The sequence below is a fragment of the Sporosarcina sp. YIM B06819 genome (assembly GCF_033485175.1).
Lineage (GTDB): Bacteria > Bacillota > Bacilli > Bacillales_A > Planococcaceae > Sporosarcina.
The window spans coordinates 43,755-59,393 of the sequence record NZ_JAWLIQ010000023.1 but is presented as its reverse complement, the minus strand read 5'-3'; the positions used below and the strand labels follow the sequence as shown (position 1 = coordinate 59,393).

Annotated in this window: 15 protein-coding genes and 1 other RNA gene; 13 read left to right on the top strand and 3 right to left on the bottom strand. The window is 42.1% G+C overall.

Features of this window, described 5'->3' with window-relative positions:
- From R2B72_RS14810 to R2B72_RS14780, 7 genes are all read left to right on the top strand, one after another.
- Positions 1-191, top strand: a 191-nt coding sequence (locus R2B72_RS14810) for a DUF1998 domain-containing protein (RefSeq protein WP_318617445.1), incomplete at its 5' end; no start/stop codon positions are given.
- A complete protein-coding gene (locus R2B72_RS14805) occupies positions 181-1,461 on the top strand; it encodes a ribonuclease H-like domain-containing protein (RefSeq protein WP_318617444.1) in 1,281 nt (426 codons plus the stop codon). The genes R2B72_RS14810 and R2B72_RS14805, both read left to right, overlap by 11 nt.
- An 85-nt stretch (positions 1,462-1,546) precedes the next feature.
- A complete protein-coding gene (gene gpsB / locus R2B72_RS14800) occupies positions 1,547-1,843 on the top strand; it encodes a cell division regulator GpsB (RefSeq protein ID WP_318617443.1) in 297 nt (98 codons plus the stop codon).
- A gap of 50 nt (positions 1,844-1,893) precedes the next feature.
- Positions 1,894-2,276: RNase P RNA component class B (gene rnpB / locus R2B72_RS14795), an RNA gene on the top strand.
- 149 nt (positions 2,277-2,425) lie between these two features.
- Positions 2,426-3,553, top strand: a complete 1,128-nt coding sequence (locus tag R2B72_RS14790; protein ID WP_318617442.1) for a class I SAM-dependent RNA methyltransferase — start codon at positions 2,426-2,428, stop codon at positions 3,551-3,553.
- 72 nt (positions 3,554-3,625) lie between these two features.
- Positions 3,626-5,536, top strand: a complete 1,911-nt coding sequence (locus R2B72_RS14785) for an ATP-dependent DNA helicase (protein WP_318617441.1) — start codon at positions 3,626-3,628, stop codon at positions 5,534-5,536.
- Positions 5,537-5,775: 239 nt separating this feature from the next.
- Entirely contained in the window at positions 5,776-7,248 is a 1,473-nt protein-coding gene (locus tag R2B72_RS14780; protein ID WP_318617448.1) for a carboxypeptidase M32, read from the top strand.
- Positions 7,249-7,331: 83 nt separating this feature from the next.
- On the opposite strand, the gene R2B72_RS14775 is transcribed toward R2B72_RS14780, so the two are convergent.
- Entirely contained in the window at positions 7,332-7,793 is a 462-nt protein-coding gene (locus tag R2B72_RS14775; RefSeq protein ID WP_318617440.1) for a chemotaxis protein CheX, read from the bottom strand.
- A 162-nt stretch (positions 7,794-7,955) separates the two neighbouring features.
- On the opposite strand from R2B72_RS14775, the gene R2B72_RS14770 reads away from it, so the two are divergent.
- The 4 genes from R2B72_RS14770 to R2B72_RS14755 all read left to right on the top strand — a co-directional run bounded on the left by R2B72_RS14770 (position 7,956) and on the right by R2B72_RS14755 (position 13,821).
- Positions 7,956-11,558, top strand: coding sequence for a dynamin family protein (locus tag R2B72_RS14770; RefSeq protein WP_318617439.1), 3,603 nt, complete (start codon positions 7,956-7,958; stop codon positions 11,556-11,558).
- A complete protein-coding gene (locus R2B72_RS14765; protein WP_318617438.1) occupies positions 11,559-12,380 on the top strand; it encodes a sulfurtransferase in 822 nt (273 codons plus the stop codon).
- A 15-nt stretch (positions 12,381-12,395) separates the two neighbouring features.
- Positions 12,396-12,995 carry a metallophosphoesterase family protein gene (locus tag R2B72_RS14760; RefSeq protein WP_318617437.1) on the top strand — a complete coding sequence of 200 codons (600 nt, stop codon included), beginning with the start codon at positions 12,396-12,398 and terminating at the stop codon, positions 12,993-12,995.
- 127 nt (positions 12,996-13,122) lie between these two features.
- Positions 13,123-13,821 carry a DUF3888 domain-containing protein gene (locus R2B72_RS14755; protein WP_318617436.1) on the top strand — a complete coding sequence of 233 codons (699 nt, stop codon included), beginning with the start codon at positions 13,123-13,125 and terminating at the stop codon, positions 13,819-13,821.
- 34 nt (positions 13,822-13,855) lie between these two features.
- Here the strand turns inward: R2B72_RS14755 and R2B72_RS14750 are convergent, their stop codons facing one another.
- Entirely contained in the window at positions 13,856-14,245 is a 390-nt protein-coding gene (locus tag R2B72_RS14750; protein ID WP_318617434.1) for a ribonuclease HI family protein, read from the bottom strand.
- A gap of 92 nt (positions 14,246-14,337) precedes the next feature.
- Between R2B72_RS14750 and R2B72_RS14745 the strand changes: the two genes are divergently transcribed.
- Complete coding sequence (locus tag R2B72_RS14745) at positions 14,338-14,526, top strand: zinc-finger domain-containing protein (protein WP_318617433.1); 189 nt, start codon at positions 14,338-14,340, stop codon at positions 14,524-14,526.
- 41 nt (positions 14,527-14,567) lie between these two features.
- On the opposite strand, the gene R2B72_RS14740 is transcribed toward R2B72_RS14745, so the two are convergent.
- Entirely contained in the window at positions 14,568-14,777 is a 210-nt protein-coding gene (locus R2B72_RS14740; protein ID WP_318617431.1) for a cold shock domain-containing protein, read from the bottom strand.
- 145 nt (positions 14,778-14,922) lie between these two features.
- Between R2B72_RS14740 and R2B72_RS14735 the strand changes: the two genes are divergently transcribed.
- Positions 14,923-15,555 (top strand): HD domain-containing protein, encoded by a 633-nt coding sequence (locus R2B72_RS14735; protein ID WP_318617430.1) that lies wholly within the window; start codon positions 14,923-14,925, stop codon positions 15,553-15,555.
- The last annotated feature ends 84 nt before the right edge of the window (positions 15,556-15,639 follow it).

Sequence of the window (15,639 nt, the reverse complement as noted above, 5' to 3'; positions counted from 1 at the left end):
TTGGGTTGAGTGAAAAGATTTTTGATCGCTGGGATGAATTATTACGTCGAGCAGCTGATCATGTATCCGCCTGTCGCTGTGCATCGGGCTGCCCGGTATGTATCGGGGGGCAAGAGGGTGGGATAGGTATGAAGCAAGATGTAAGTTCTCTGCTTCAGGAACTAGCAGGAGGACGACTTCATGTCTTATGAACAAAAGCTGATGCAAATGAAGAAGATGCTAAAAAAGACAGATAGCAAAGTAGTGCCTGAAGCGGTCAAGGTGGTTGCGCAAGCTCCTGCTTATGAGCAATCATGGCTTGATGCAGGTTTAACAAAAGAAGTGAATAAGCACGGTATCGTTTATAAGCGCATTGTGGAATATGCTAAGGATTACAAGCATGGCAATATCGTTCTTTCTGGGCTGAAGTCAACGATGGATGACTGGAAAACATCCGGGGAAGCACATCCGTTGTCGCCGGATTTTTCAAAGCCACTCGTTTTTTTCGATACAGAAACGACAGGTTTAAAAGGAGCTGGAACGCTCATTTTTCTCTTGGGGTTTATCGTTGAGACAGCCAGTTCTTTTAAATTAACGCAATATGTTTTACCGGGACCCGATCATGAAGCCGCGTTTCTGTATGCATCAAAGTTATGGGAAACATCCACAACATTAGTCACGTATAATGGCAAAAGCTTTGATGTTCCGCAGCTTGAAGCACGCTGGACCATGAATCGCAAAGAAATCCCACCATTGCTTGAACATACACAGATTGATTTATTGCACGGCTCTAGACGCATTTGGAAAGATGACATGGGGACATTTAGACTGCCAGCGATTGAGGAAGAGAAACTTGGATTCTTACGTGATGGAGATATACCTGGACATATGGCGCCGATTATTTATCAGGATGCTGTGAAAAATGGTCGTGCGGAACTTCTGATGAAGGTACTCGTCCATAACGAGTGGGACATCCTGTCACTTGTCGCCCTGTATATTCGTTCGACGGATTTATTGTTAAAGACAGAAACGCCAGAGTCAGCGATTACGCATACGAATATAGGTAAATGGTTTGCAGACTTGAAGTCACATGAACGCAGTAAACAAGTTTTTGAAAGTGCTATTGCTACGTATGGTGTTGATCATCCCGCGACGCATTTTCACTTCGGTTTTAGCTTAAAAAGAGAGCAGCAATATGTGGATGCTGTTGCTTCATTTTCGATTGCGGCAAATGGTCTGACAGGGCGCGAACGGATTGTTGCGTTGGAGGAATTAGCGAAGCTTTATGAGCATAAGCTGAAAGACTTGAAGAAAGCATTAGATACAACACAAGAGGCGATATGGCTAGTGCAAGTAGCGACAGACTTGACGGCCGCCTTCCAGCAACGTGCAGGAAATGATTTTGTTAAACGGGAAATAAGAATTCAAAGAAAATTATTTCCCGGGCAAGCGCATGAAACGACAGCGGATGTCGGATATTGACGCCGACAGAGAATAAGTAGGACAATAGAGGCCGAATCATGATATACTTAAAGGTATGTAAACAGAGACGGAAGGGCGATTTTTCATGGATACTAAACTCGATTCAAAAACAATTCTTGAAAAGGAATTTAAAACAGGCCTCCGTGGCTATCAGCAGGAAGAAGTAGATCTCTTCCTAGACGATGTTATTCAAGATTATGAGGCATTTAAAAAGACGATTGCAGAATTGCGTTCTGAAAACGCGCGTATGAAGGAAGAATTGGCAGAGGCGCAAAAACGTCCTGCTGCGGGAAGTGCTGGCACAACGAACTTTGATCTGTTAAAGCGTATCTCCAATTTGGAGAAGCATGTGTTTGGCAGCAAGCTTTTTGATCAGGAATAAAATATGTTGTAAATATAACAAAAGTATTGTATACTAAACTTATCATAGTGTGATTTAGGTAATCGCTGCAACGCCTAAGTTGTAGAGGAAAGTCCATGCTCACACGGTTCTGAGATGACCGTAGTGTTCGTGCTCGGCGAAAAAATAAGCCGGGGCTTCACGCATTGCGTGTTGACGGCGGGAATAAATCCTAAGTCTTCGGATATGGATGAGGTTCCCTGAACAGTGCCACAGTGACGTAGCTGATTCGGAAACGGATCAGATGGAACGCGGTAAACCCCACGAGTGAGAAACCCAAATTATGGTAGGGGCACTCTTCTGAAGGAAATGAACGGATGAAGGGACAGACAGCTGTCTGTAGATAGATGATTACCACCCTAAGTACGAGGCGTAAGCCGCTTGAGTACGCGGGAACAAAACATGGCTTATCGAATTTCCTATGGTATTATTGTTACATCGAATGCTCTCCTTTATAATATGGAGAGCTTTTCTTTTTGATTTTAGATGACAGAAGTGAATAGAATATTTTTATTGTGTATGATATTGAAATAGTTGATGGAATAGGATTGGAGTTGGGTATACATGAGTGAATTTAAATTAGTGGCTACGTCTGCTATGGGGTTAGAATCGATTGTTGCAGATGAAGTGAAAGCACTTGGTTTTGAAACGACTTCAGAAAATGGCAAGATTTATTTCCAAGGGGATGCGTTAGCCATTGCGAAAACGAATATGTGGCTGCGTGTAGCAGACCGTGTGCGCATTGTAGCAGGCGAGTTCCATGCAACGACGTTTGATGACTTATTCGAACAGACAAAAGCGATTCCATGGGAGCGTTTTTTACCCGTAGATGCGGCGTTTCCGGTTGCGGGGAAATCAGTAAAATCGACGTTATACAGCGTACCTGATTGCCAGGCAATCGTAAAAAAAGCGATTGTTGAACGTTTGAAAATTGCTTATAAACGAATCGGTTTCTTGGACGAATCAGGTCCTTTATTCAAATTGGAAGTGTCTATTTTGAAGGATAAAGTGACACTAACGATTGATTCGAGTGGAACAGGGCTACATAAGCGTGGTTACCGTGTGGGGCAAGGGGATGCGCCGTTGAAAGAAACGATGGCGGCAGCACTTGTTAAATTGACACGCTGGAATCCAGACCGTCCTTTCGTCGATCCATTTTGCGGGTCAGGCACCATTGCAATTGAAGCAGCTATGATTGCGCAAAATATTGCTCCAGGCTATAATCGTGATTTCTCAGCTGAACAATGGCCATGGGTCAACAAAAGCATTTGGCACCAGGTTCGTGAAGAGGCAGAAGATATCGCTAAGTACGATCAGCCGATTGATATTACAGGATCAGACTATGATCCACGCATGATCAAGGTGGCCCAGGAAAACGCGGCGGAAGCCGGTTTTATGGATATGATCAATTTCAGACACTGTGATGTAAGAGATTTAACTGTCGATGGTTTGAATGGTGTAATGGTTGGCAATCCTCCATATGGTGAGCGACTTGGTGAAGTAGAAGAAGCTGAAGATATTACGCGTGAACTCGGCCGAATAATGAACGACTATCCGTCATGGTCCGTTTATATGCTATCTTCATTGGAAAACTTTGAAACAATGTATGGTAAAAGGGCGACGAAGAAGAGAAAATTATTCAATGGCTTTATCCGTACTGATTTGTATCAGTTCTGGGGACAACGTCAATAAATTAACAACAGATAAAAGGAAGAGGACAATTCCTCTTCCTTTTGCATGTATATTAGGAAGGGGTTTCATGTTATGAAAAGTAAGATGCCATTCCTTTTATCCAAAGAAAAATCATTTTATGAGTCATTGAATGATTGGATAGGGGACACGTTATACGATGACTTGACGGAAAAGGGATTTGAATGCCGCGATGAACAGATTTATATGGCTTTTCAAATTGAACAAGCGTTAAAAGAAAAGAAAGTATTGTTTGCGGAAGCGGGTGTAGGAACGGGCAAGACGATTGCTTATTTACTACCTGCGATTGCCTATGCGCGCTATACAGGGAAACCAGCGATTATTTCATGTGCGGATGAAACGCTCATTGACCAGCTTGTCAAAGAAGATGGCGATATTCGCAAAGTCGGGGAAGCTCTTGGACTGAATATCGATGTACGCCTCGCTAAATCACGTGACCAATATTTGTGCTTGAAACGGTTGGAGGAGACAGGTAATACATCAACAGAAGAATATATTGAGTGGATTGAAGATAGTATTCCAGAGTTTGTCCATGGCACTGCTTCTTTGCAGTCCATTCATCCTTACGGGGAACGTTCTGACTACCCAGCATTAAGCGATGAACAGTGGAAAACAGTGAATTTCCATCCCATTCAACAATGTGCTGCGTGTGACATCCGTAACCGCTGTGGGCAAACGATTCATCGCAACCATTACCGTGAAGCGGTTGAACTGGTCATTTGTTCGCATGATTTCTACATGGAGCATATTTGGACGAAAGAATCCCGTAAACGTCAAGGACAATTGCCGTTACTTCCTGAACCTTCTATGATTGTTTTTGATGAAGGACATCTTCTCGAATATTCAGCGCAGCGTGCATTAACCTATGAAGTGCAAAATAGCACATTGTTGAACCTGCTTGAACGGATTATGGTTGATGGTATTCGAGAGAAAACGCTGCAGCTCATGGAACGCCTCATTGATACACATGAAGCATTTTTCAAGTTGCTTGATGAGTCGGCAGATGACACAGACAATGAGCGTAAAGCGATTGATAAAACAGCTGAACTTATGGCGATAGGCAAAGAGTCTGTTCAGATTTCAACGGCACTTCTTGAGGAATTTGTTTTTGATGGCGAATTGTTCATTATTCCAGAATACGATTTAAAAATGGTTGAGGAATATTTGGATCAATACATTTATTCTATGGAACTGTTTACGTCTCAAAATGATGCGGTCGATTGGTTGGAAGAACGTGAGGGTGAATCGACGCTTGTCATCATGCCACGCCTTGTGACAGATATTTTAAGAGAAAAACTGTTTTCATCTAAAACACCGATTGTCTTTTCATCTGCTACATTGTCAGTTGGAGAACAGTTTACCTATTTGGCAGACGGCCTAGGTATCCAAGACTTCTTATCATTTTCAGTGGAATCACCATTTGATTATGATGAAGTGATGGAAGTTTTTGCGACGGATGTTGAGGCGGGCGGAAAAGCAGGGCACGCGCTTGAGCTATTAGAAGATGGCGAGCAGACGCTTATCCTATTCAAATCAGAACGGGCGATGAACCGATTCAAAGAGCAAGTACCTGCGGAGTGGCAAGAGCGCATTGCTTTTGAAGGGGAACGAGAATTATCTTCCATCGTTCGTGAATTCCAGCAGAAGCAAGTACCAGTTCTCTGCTCATACCATTTATGGGAAGGCTTAGACATTCCGCAAGATGCATTGACACGCGTCATTATTTATGATTTGCCGTTACCGCCTTCGGACCCATTGTTCGATGCAAGACGTCAGCATGCCAAGGATCCTTTCCGTGAAGTGGACTTACCGTTCATGCTACTCAGATTGCGACAAGGCGCAGGTCGACTTATCCGGACATCTGCAGATTCTGGAACCGTTCATTTGCTACTTGAAGGCGAAGAGCAGAACATGAAGGCTGAAATTGAAGGGATATTCCCGGTTCAAATGAAGATGACGAACTAACTTGCTAAAGCAAGTTATCCTCCGGAGGATGTCACAAATTTTGAATTGCGCTTGCGCAATTCAAAATTTGGACGCAATTACGCCAAGGCGTAATTGATTAATAGATGTAAGGCTCTCCTAATGATGGAGAGTTTTTTTAATACCCCAAACTATAAGACAGTACAGAATTATGCTAAAATAAAAACCTATATATGGTATAAGGGGGAATTATTTTGACGACTGAAGATAACTTTTTAGCAATGCTGAAAAAAATGAGTGCTTATTCTGAGGCGCTGAATATTATGTACTGGGATATGCGAACCGGGGCACCGAAAAAGGGGATTTCAACGCGTTCTGAGGCGGTTGGTACATTATCAGCGGAGCTGTTTAAAATGAGTGTGTCCAAAGAAATGGGCGGTTATCTCGATGAGCTTGGGAAAAATATCGATTTACTCGATCCGATTGTAGCCAAAACCGTTGAAGTAGTGAAAGAAGAGTATGATCGAAGTGAAAAAATTCCGGCAGATGAATACCGGGAATATGTTGTGTTAGCTTCACAAGCAGAATCTATATGGGAAGAAGCAAAGGAACAAGCTGATTTCGAAAAGTTTTTGCCTTATCTCGAAAGAATTGTTGAAACAAAGAAAAAATTCATTGGCTATTGGGGTGTGAAGGACGGCAATCCTTACAACACATTACTCGACCAATATGAGCCGGGTATGACAACCGATATAATTGATGCGGTGTTCGGTCAATTGAAAGAAACGATTGTGCCGCTAGTTAAGAAAATTGCGGAATCTGATAATCAGCCGGACACATCCTTCTTATTCAAGCAGTTCCCAAAAGATAGTCAAAAAACTTTCAGTCTTGAAATTTTACAACAGCTTGGCTATGACTTTGAAGCAGGTCGTTTGGACGAAACTGTGCATCCCTTTGAAATGGGCATCAATCTTGGTGACGTACGTATTACAACAAAATATGATGAGCATGATTTCCGCTCTGCCATATTTGGCACAATTCATGAGTGTGGTCACGCGCTTTACGATCAGCATATCGACAAAGCACTTGAAGGACTACCGATTGCACAAGGAACGTCTATGGGCATTCACGAATCACAATCCTTGTTTTATGAACAATTTATCGGCCACAATGAAAAATTTTGGACGTACAATTTTGATTTATTGACAAGTCGATCGCCTGAACAATTCGAAGGTGTATCTCTGGAGGACTTTTTACGTGCCATCAACTATTCTAAGCCATCCTTAATTCGAATTGAAGCAGATGAACTGACGTACCCCCTTCACATCATGATTCGCTATGAAATTGAAAAAGGTATATTTAACGGCGATTATGAAATAAAAGACTTGCCGCAAATTTGGAATGATAAGTACGAGGAGTATCTCGGAGTTCGTCCGGAAAATGACGGTGAGGGTGTATTGCAAGACGTTCACTGGGCGGGCGGAGATTTTGGCTATTTCCCGTCCTATGCGCTAGGTTATATGTATGCAGCTCAATTAAAGGCTGTGATGTTGAAAGACATTCCGAACTTCGATGAGCTATGTGGACAAGGGGAGTTTAGTTCGATTTTGGCGTGGCTGACAGAACATGTTCATCAATACGGAAAAATGAAGAAGCCACTTGAAATTATTCAAGATACGACAGGTGAAGGATTAAACGCCAACTACTTAGCTGACTATCTGTCCGAGAAATATACGAAATTATATAGTTTATAAATAAAAAGCGCTGTTTCATCTATCAGAAAAAGTCTGATGAATGGAATAGCGCTTGTTGTTTGAACAGATGACAGGTGTTAAATTTACTCTGGAGCTTCATCGATTGTCAGTAGTACGTTTAGCATAGAGCCGTTTTCAAGTCGAACGGGCAACTTGAATGCTTGTTTGAAGCCGAAAAACTTGATTGTTCCTGTCATAACTGTTGGAGGAGAAATATCTAGGATAAGCCCCTCTTTTTCAAGCAATGTACATAAGTTTCCGGCTACCATATTGCCGAGCTCTCCCGTAAATGACTCAATCATCTCACCTTCAATAGCCATGCCAAACATGGATTGTCCAATCTGTCCAATAACATCGGCGGAAGTTTCAAGAATTAAACGACCTTTTATACCACCGACCAGTCCAATTAATACACTTAATTCTTTTTGTTCATAGGGCTGTACGGTCATTGTTGGAGATAAAACGTCTAATTTAGCAGGAATCACAGATGTTAGGGAGGCAATAGTACCATTCAATATCAATTGTACGTGTTTAGAGGTGCTCATTTAGATTACCACCTTTTATTTTTGTTAATAGTGCGATTATACCATACCATTTCAGCAGAAAAGCATTATTCGACAGATTTCTTCAATTTATTTTTTTCCATTAGTTCGGTAAAGAAAAATGGTATGATAGGAACAGCAATTGATAAAGGGGTAGTGTGAATCATGCAAGAAATAGATCAGTTAATTAAACAAGCCGCTACATATGGTCAGATTTTCAAAAGCAATGATGATGAAGAACGCTTTAAGAAAACGGAACTTTTTGCAGCAAAACTAATCGACAAAGAGTATACAATCGGATTTGCGGGCCATTTTTCCGCAGGAAAATCTTCAATGATTAACGCTTTGACGGGAGATGACTTGTTGCCATCTAGTCCAATCCCGACAAGTGCCAACATCGTCAAAGTACGAAAAACAGACACAGATTATGCAGTCATTTATCGAACGGATGGAACAGCAGTGAAATATGGCGGCCATGGCTTCCCCGCAGCCGTCAAATCATTTAGTAAAGATGGTGCGGCCGTTTCACTTGTTGAAATTGGTCACACAGGATCTCATTTACCAGAAGGAATAACGGTTATGGATACGCCAGGTGTCGATTCAACAGACGATGCCCACCGCATGTCAACAGAATCTGCACTCCATCTTGCAGATCTCGTTTTCTATACAATGGATTATAACCATGTACAATCAGAATTAAATTTCCGCTTTACGAAAGAATTGATGCGTTATAACGACAACGTTTATTTAATTATTAATCAGATAGACAAGCACCGTGACAGTGAATTGTCATTTGCAGATTTCAAACAATCCGTTGAAGATTCATTTAAAATGTGGGGAGTTGTGCCAAAAGGCATCTTCTATACGTCATTGAAAGATGTAGCACATCCACAGAATGATTTTAGCGCTGTCAAAGCGATTGTCGATGGCTCCATGGAAAACTGGCAGCAGCGATTCATTGATAATGCCAAGCAAACACTTGTCAAACTGAAAGATGAGCATAGCCAATTTTTAGCCGATGAAATCATAGATCGAAAAAATACATTCTCGGCGGTCGTTTCGGAGGATGAATGGCATAGACAAGCAGAACTGCAAAAAGAGGCTAGTGAATCCAAAAAAATGTTATCTCTTCTATCTGGAGACGAGTTTTCTGCTACATTTGAAAACGAACGTAACAGTCTCATGCAAAGTGCGGCCATCACACCTTATGAAACACGAGAGTTGTTAAAGGTGTATTTGGAGTCACTGTCATCTCGTTTCAAAGTCGGTATACTATTTGGTGCAAAAAAGACGGCTGAAGAGAGAGAACGTCGCAAACAGGCATTAGCTGATAATATGGGTGCACTCGTCCATGCGCAAATCGAAGTGCATTTGAAAACGCTTATGAAAAATTCCTTGAAAGAGGCGGGCATTTTGACGGACGACAGATCACTTGCGATAGACGCCATCGATTTGTCCGTGCCGTTTGCTGATATCGAAAAAGAATTCACCGTGTCAGATGTCATCACAGGTGATACAGTGTTGAACTATTCTGAACGAATGAAAACAGCTATCCATGCAGCATTCCGCCGAATGACGGATGAATGGAAGCATGATATGGCATTGATTGCATCTACAGCGGGTGATGATAATACCGGGATGCTTGAGCAAAAAGTTCGCCGTTTGGATGAGAAATTGCAAGCGATTAGGCAAGTAGAAGAAGTGGAAGTCCAATTGGCGAATCTTGAGCAAAGTATAGAAAGTCCTTCGACTTCGATGCTAGCAGGTCGCGACATTCTCCTTCAAAAGTGGGAAACGCGTGAAGAACTTCAAACGATCGAATTTAGTGAAGAACAAGCGACAATTATGCCAGAAGTGAACGAGCAACCGAACGAAGAAAGCGAACAGCCAGAGACGGTAACATTTACTGCTGATTCGGATACGGTCATTGCGCAAGCGGTTCATGTTGCCCAGTCGGTAGAAAGCATTCCAGGTTTTCTGGAAACTGCTGATTATTTACGCAAAAAGGCGGACCGATTAGATGGACAAGAATTTACAATTGCCTTATTTGGAGCGTTTAGCGCAGGCAAATCTTCATTTTCCAATGCGTTAATCGGTGAGAAAGTATTGCCAGTTTCGCCAAATCCGACAACGGCGGCCATCAACCGAATTCGTCCTGTTGGGGCGGGCAAAGATAACGGCACAGCAGATGTTTTGTTGAAAACGGCAGAACGTATGATAGAGGATGTCAGCCGCTCATTTGAAGCGCTTGGTGTAGCAGTCACCTCATTGAATGAAGCCTATCAAAAGGCAGATGAGGCACTCCATACAGAATTGACAGATGAAAATCTTCACATCCATAAAGCATTTATTACAGCATTCAAAAAAGGATATTCGGTTTATCAAAATGAACTGGGTTCCGTTATCAAGGTAGAACGTGATGAATTCGTTAAATTTGTAGCGGAAGAAGACCGTAGCTGTTTTGTTGAATCCATCGATTTCTATTATGACTGTGAATTGACTCGAAAAGGGATTACACTTGTCGATACCCCTGGAGCCGATTCTATAAACGCGCGACATACAGATGTCGCCTTCGAATATATCCGAAATGCCGATGCGATTCTTTTCGTGACGTATTATAATCATGCATTTGCCAGAGCAGACAGGGAGTTTCTTGTCCAATTAGGAAGGGTAAAAGATGCATTTGAACTTGATAAAATGTTTTTCATCGTCAATGCGATTGACCTTGCAGCGAATGAAGAAGAAGCAGAAGCGGTTAAAACATTTGTTGGAGATGAACTGCAAAAGTTTGGCATCCGTAATCCTAGAGTGCATGGTATTTCTAGCTTGCAGGCACTGGAAGCTAAAGTGAATCATCGACTGGATCCGTTTATGTCACCGTTTGAAGAGCAATTTCATTATTTCCTTGAACATGACCTTAAAGGACTTGCAGTGCAGGCATTGGAAGAAGAGACGGTCAAAACCATTGAACGATTGTCATCACTCATTACGCGTACGGAAACGAATAGGTCACGCAAGGCGGAAAGGCTAGAAGAGCTGAATAAAATTGAAGGACAAGTACGTCAACATTTCACTTATAATTTTGCCGATGTATTAAGAAAATCCGCAAACAATGAGTTGAGCGAACTAGTCTATTATATTTTGCAACGCGTATTTTTACGTTATGGCGATTTTTTCAAAGAAGCCTACAATCCATCGATTTTCGTCAATCATTCAGCAGACCACGCGTTGAAAGCCGCACTTGCTGAAACAGTGCAGATGATTGGCTTTGATTTGACTCAAGAGTTGAAGGTGACCAATTTACGTATGCTCAACTTCATGAAAAAGCAGTTGAATGAACGCCAACGTATCGAAGTAGCTCATTTGCATGAAACGGATAGCTCGATGGCTCCTTCCCCGTATGAAGCGCAAGATGCGGATATGCTGTCATTCGGGGCCCCTTTTACTGACCCGAACGTCTATGGTCGTGTCAATAAACTGTTCAAAAATCAGAAGGCGTTCTTTGAAAAAGGAGAACGGGACCTCTTGAAAGACCAGTTGGAGGAATTGCTCAAGCAGGATGCGTCTATTTATTTGGGACGTGAAAAAGAACTGCTTGAAAAGTGGACGGATGGTTGGATTGACATTGAAGCAGAAGGATTGAGACAGCACTTACTGAAAGAGAGTCTAACGCAGATTGCATCAGAACGAACATTGCTTCAAGGAACAGAACAGCTTAGCGAATGGCGCGCAGTGTATGAAAAACTACAAGCGGAGGAGCGGGTTTAAATGACAAACGTATTTATTTCGGTAAGAGATGTGGATTACGCTACAACGAAATGGATTGATACACGTTTTTCTTTGCAAGATGTGCAGGAAGGTCAGCGGAAATATGCGGACAGTCATGTAAAGGGAGCGGTCTACTGGGATCTTGAACGCGACATGTCTGATATGACGAAAACAGCGGGACGTCATCCGATGCCAGAGAAGGACGCATTAACGATACTTTTCCGTGCAAGTGGTCTGTCAATCGGCGACCACATTGTGATATACGATGATGGTGGCAGTCCATTTGCAGCTCGTGCATGGTGGTTGTTGCAATATGCAGGATTCAAAAATGCTGTGATCGCACTTGAAGGCTTTGAAGCGATTACGCAGGCTGGCATTCCGATAGATAGAATAACATCAGTGCCTGTTGCAACTTCGGTTTCCCCCGTGTGGGATGAAGATATTTATGCCTCCCGCCAATTTGTGGAGCTAACAGTTGCCGGCGAAACGTCGACTATCTTAGTCGATGCTCGGTCGGCAGAACGCTATCGAGGCGAAAAAGAACCTATCGACCCGATTGCGGGACGAATTCCAGGTGCATTGAACTTTGATTGGGAACAGTTGAAGAAAGACGGTGTCTATAACTTGGATGAGGTTGTCAAAGCACAGTTATCTCAGATTGTGGACCCTGCACAACAACTAACCGTTTATTGCGGTAGCGGCGTGACGGCGGCTCCATTATACGCCATGCTCAAGCATAATGGCTTTGCCAATGTTCGCCTGTATGTCGGCAGTTATAGTGACTGGATTTCACAGGAAAATGCCAAAGTCGAGAAAGGTTGAGGGGGATTAAGTAAAATGCGCTATGCATTACTTGGGGACATTCATTCATCCAAAAATGATTTGGAAAAAGTGCTCGCTGACATTTTGGATAAAGCCCCAGAAGCGGAGCTAGTTGGAACGGGCGATTTGTTTGAATGTGTCATTAGCAAAAAGAATATTACGGATAAAAAATTTAACAAGCTCGAAGAGGTTATGCTTATTCCAGAGGGATTTCCCGAGTTATTGACGTTTCCTTCGGTAAGTGGTAATCAAGAAGACCGTATTTTATTGATTACAGAAACAGATGATTCACTACGAGCACAATTAGCGGCATTGCCGGAAACGATTGAAATCGGTCATGCTCAAGTGATACACGGTCATCAGTGGCAGTGGGGCGGACAACCGTGGTCATTAGATTATAAAAGTGTTGAGCAATCATTTGTTTTCTATGGTCATAGTCACCAATCGTCCTTGTCTCGCAATGACGTTCGTCAAGAAATCGAATTTGGCATTCCCTATAGCATTGAGGGAGAGAAAGTGCTCATCAATGTTGGGGCGGTTGTTGGTGATCTGGAATGGGTTTTGTATGATACGGAGAATAAAACGGTGACGTTTATGCAAGTGAATTATAAATAGAATATACGAAGAAACGGGTCTGATCTAAAAATCAGCCCCGTTTTTTGTTGAAATTTGATTTTATGAAAGCGCTCATGATAACTATTTTTCCGGAGACAATAACTACAATTAAGAAAGGAAAATGGAGGTGAATTTTTTGAAGAAAAGTTTTTGCGTGATTCTAAGTGTTATCTTCCTTGTTAATTGCTCTACTGCCTTTGCAATTCCAACTAAACCTGACAGGGAATTCATTAATAAGTATTACTTTGATTTGCCTTTAGGGATGGAAACAGCAAATATGTATACATTCGGGGACTTTCCTTTTCATAATGATAAGGGCGTTATGTCGCCATTAGGGGAAGCTGTTTTATCTGTCCTTACATCAGATGTACACCAATGGGTAATCGAACCAAGAATTTATGTGAAGGATGATTTTGCATACATTCATGCAGTGAAGTTAGATGGATTAAATATCTTTTATACATTAAAAAGGGATAAGAATAAATGGAAAGTAGTCAACAAAGAAGAAAAAAAGCTTCCTTCAATTGGAAGTGAAGCGATTCTGGAAAAAGCCTTTTTAAGGGCGATTGGTCAACACATTCTTGATGCGACAGCCTCTCACTATGGTGAAAGTCGTCTCTTTTTTAATGAGAGGATTACGGACATCGCTTGGAATGAAAATGAGGACCAGTACGATGTAACCGTACAAATCGTTACGTACAAGGGGCCGATTAATCCACCATATGGTTTTGATACAATTACATTTCGAATTCCTAACTTTAAAGTCATTAAATATGACCATGTAGATGTATCGGATATTGATGGTATTATGCTGGATAAAAACTAATTGTTGATTAAATATGTGAAAATCCTACTGTCAATCAGTCCTTTTTATGAATTGCCTCTCGCGCTAGGGCATCCGCTGCACGATTTTCTGCATCGGGAATCCATTTGATGAAAAAGAAATCAAGTGTTTTAGCAATGGCAAGGATCTGGGCCAGTATGGGTTTATGCGCTTCCTTTTTGACGAACTCTTTCTCAACAGCCATGACAACAATTTGGGAATCTGAACGGACAGATACGATACCGGTCGTTAGTTTTGCCGCTTCTTCCATGCCGCGTAATAGGGCTTGGAATTCAGCTGTGTGGTTATCGGTCGGTTCGATCGGTTCGGAAATTTTTAGTTGATGGCCTTCGCCTTTGATGTAAATCCCGATGCCACTTTTCCCAGGGTTTCCAGCGCTGGCACCATCCACGTAAACTTCAAGCATATAGATCACCTCGATAAATGTATTCAGATGAATAGTTGCGCCTTCATGCTGTGCGTATTAAGATAGAAGAATCCTGTCTGATGGAGGGAATTATGAACAAAACGATGATCATGAGTGAAATCGATGAAATTCTTACTACTTATTGTGAGGGCTGTTTTCTAAAAACGCAACTGTCCAAAGAGAAAGGAAAGACAGGCGCGCACCGATTTTGTATTAAAACCTGTACAATCGGCGAGCAGCTTCAATTTTTGGGGCAGGAGATGAATAAAATCGATAAATAAATATCCCGCCGGGGCTTGCATCAGCGGGATTTTGTGTTCGATCATTCATCGCCAGATTTTAAGACATTCGCCGCCTGAGGACCTCGATTTCCTTCGATAATTTCGAAAGATACGGATTGCCCTTCATCAAGCGTTTTAAAGCCCTCTGATACAATACCGGTAAAGTGGACGAACACATCTTCCCCGTCATCCGCTTCGATGAAACCATAGCCTTTTTCATTGCTGAACCATTTCACTTTTCCCTGGTACATGTAGACTCCTCCTCGGCGTTTCAATGTCCCATCCATCCTATACATGGATGAATTAACTATACATTAATCGACAATTTGCGTCAACGATATGCCTGAACTTTCTGAATGAGTTGTTCAATATTTTATTAAGAATTGGAGTGATTTTATGGAAGCGATGTTACATAAATGTCGGCAAATTGTTGAAGAGATATACAATCAATTTGATGCGAGTCATGATTTTGCGCATATTGAACGCGTATTGAAAAATGCGGAAGAGATTTTACAACAAGAATCAGCTGCAGATAGCGGAGTCGTTCGTTTGGCAGTTTTGTTACACGATATTGATGATGCTAAATATCAAACGGTAGGTCAGCGAACGGCTTCTGATATTTTACAGATAATTGGTGCGTCTAATACATTGGCACAGCAAGTATTGGCATGCATTGAAAGTGTGTCATTTAGCGGTGGCAATGCTAAGGAATTAACTTCGATTGAAGGCGCTATCGTTCGTGACGCGGATCGCCTCGATGCGATTGGAGCGATTGGTATTGCCCGAACGTTTGCATTTGGCGGTGCAAGGGGAAGAAAGCTGTATGACATGAGTGAAACGGCGCGTGCAACTATGTCTGAGTCAGATTATCGAGGAAAAGAAACTGCATCGGTTACGCATTTTTATGAAAAACTGTTGCTGCTGAAAGAATTGATGGTGACAGCGGAAGGCAAGCGTCTAGCAGAGCAGCGTCATGATTATATGGTTGGCTTTTTGAAGCAGTTGGAGCGGGAAATTGGAGTGGAATAGTGAGTGTAACCCCTTGTTTTGTAAAATGACAAGGGGTTTTGCATTCATCAAATGTGGTTGTTATTCAACCTCATAGGGTATCAT